The following is a 1,966-nucleotide window of genomic DNA, read 5'->3' on the forward strand; positions in this document are numbered from 1 at the left end:
GCGCCGGCCGGGGGCGCCTCCGCGGACCGGGCGCGGGCACGCTCCTCCTCCTGCCGCGCCCGCAGCTCCCGTGCCCGCTGCTCGCGCAGCCGGCGCCAGGCCGCTACCTGCTCCTCGACGTCCACCCGGCCCACGATCGGCGGCGAGCTGGTGCCGAACCAGGGCCGGCGCCGCTCCTCCAGCACCCGGGCGTTGAAGTCCCGCAGCCGCTCGCGCACCAGCGCCTCGTCGGCCAGCTCGACGAGGGACTCGGGGAAGCCAGCCTTCTCACGGCGCAGCGCCACCGGAGGCGGCAGCGCCTCGGAGAGGTCCAGCTTCTCCCGCTCCACCAGCTGCTTGACCCACCAGTCGGGGTCGTCCGGCTGGTCCAGCCCCCGCAGCGGCCGGCCCTTGCCGGGGAGGTCGTCGAAGTCGCCGCGGCGCTGCGCCTGCTGGATGGTCTGCTCGACGTAGGTCTGCATGTGCTGCAGGTTCATCCGGCGGCGGGTCGGGGTGTCCTGCTCCTCACCGGGCGCCTCGCCGCGCGCCCCACCAGGGGTCTCCCCGCTCCCCTGCCCGGCGGTCGTCACTGCGCCTCCTGGCCGGTGGCCTCCCCGGTGACGGCACTCCAGCCGTGCGGGCGGCGGGCAACGGGCAGGCCGTCGACCACGAGCCGGTAGGACTCGTCGACCGCCTCCTCCAGCTGGTCGTCCGGGATGCCGCCGTGCAGCCGGAGCGAGTTCCAGCCGTGCTGACGCAGGTACGGCATCGGCGTGGCGTCGTCCGGGAACCGGTGCAGCCACTCGTCGGCCTCCTCCCGAGACGGCGCGCACTTGACCCCGATCCAGGTGTCGCTGAGGAAGCAGAACACCTTGTCCGCCACCTTGGCGACCTCCTGGTCCTCCCACGGTGCGTCCACCCAGGCCCCCTCCTTGGCCAGCGCGTGGTAGCGGATGGTGCCGAGCTCCATGTCGACCCACCAACCCTCCGGTGCCTGTGCCGGGGTGCTCCCGGATCGTCACCCCGGCCGCTGGCACCAGGCTAGCGCGGCGGCCCGACGGCCCGAGGGCCCGGCGGTGTGGGCGGCACGGAGCCGGCGGGGGCCGCTACCGCGCACGGCACGGAAGGTAGGGTCGAGGTGACGCGGGGTGCCACCGGCGGCACGACTCGACGGGACGGGGCGCGGAACGACGCGCGGCCGTCGCCTCGACGGCCTGGCCGCGGGTGGCTGAGAGCACACCCGTCGAACCTGATCTAGGCCGTACTAGCGAAGGGACGTCACGTGGACGCCGGATCCGAGACCACCCCATCCCAGGCCGCCTCCGGGGAGGCCAGCCTCATCGACGCCCAGTCCCGCCCCACGCCGGGGCCGGAGCAGATCGCCCAGACCTGGGCCGCGCTGCGGGAGCAGACACCGCTCATCCAGTGCCTCACCAACATCGTGGCGGCACCGCTGACCGCCAACGTGCTGCTCGCCGTGGGCGCCTCCCCGGCGATGGTGGACAACCCCGAGGAGGCGCCCGACTTCGCCCAGGTGGCGCAGGGGGTGCTGATCAACCTGGGCACGCCCTACCGGGAGACCACGGACGCCATGCGCGCCGCCGTGCACGCGGCCTACCGGCACGGCACCCCCTGGGTGCTCGACCCGGTCGCCGCCGGCGGCCTGGCCTGGCGCACCCGGATCGCCCTGGACCTGGTCGCGGCCACCCCGCCGGCCGTGCTGCGTGGGAACGCCTCCGAGGTGACCGCCCTGACCGGGGGGGCCGGCGGCCGGGGCGTGGAGAGCATCCAGACGCCGGAGGAGGCGCTGGAGCCGGCCCGGGGGCTGGCCGAGGAGCTCGGCTGCGTCGTGGCGGTCAGCGGAGCCGTCGACCACCTCACCGACGGCGTCCGGGTGGTGCGGGTGCACAACGGCCACCCGTGGCTGACCAAGGTCACCGGCGTGGGTTGCGCGCTGGGCGCCCTCGCGACCGCCTGCACCGCGGTC

General features: G+C 75.4%; 3 protein-coding genes. 1 reads left to right on the forward strand and 2 read right to left on the reverse strand.

Translation table 11 applies throughout. From position 1 onward, the window contains the following. Together GFJ45_RS15925 and GFJ45_RS15930 are read right to left on the reverse strand one after the other, a co-directional pair. Positions 1–569: DnaJ family domain-containing protein (locus GFJ45_RS15925; RefSeq protein ID WP_228387206.1), on the reverse strand; the 569-nt coding region annotated here is incomplete at its 3' end. Then, positions 566–949 carry an MmcQ/YjbR family DNA-binding protein gene (locus GFJ45_RS15930; protein WP_153399039.1) on the reverse strand — a complete coding sequence of 128 codons (384 nt, stop codon included), beginning with the start codon at positions 947–949 and terminating at the stop codon, positions 566–568. The genes GFJ45_RS15925 and GFJ45_RS15930, both read right to left, overlap by 4 nt. Positions 950–1,357: 408 nt before the next feature. On the opposite strand from GFJ45_RS15930, the gene thiM reads away from it, so the two are divergent. Beyond that, positions 1,358–1,966: hydroxyethylthiazole kinase (gene thiM, locus GFJ45_RS15935; RefSeq protein WP_153399045.1), on the forward strand; the 609-nt coding region annotated here is incomplete at its 3' end.

The organism is Ornithinicoccus halotolerans (genome assembly GCF_009602535.1).
Taxonomy (GTDB): domain Bacteria; phylum Actinomycetota; class Actinomycetes; order Actinomycetales; family Dermatophilaceae; genus Ornithinicoccus; species Ornithinicoccus halotolerans.

Excerpts from the sequence above, each read along its gene's own strand:
- GFJ45_RS15930 (WP_153399039.1), bottom strand. The coding sequence starts at position 949 with ATGGAGCTCGGCACCATCCGCTACCACGCGCTGGCCAAGGAGGGGGCC.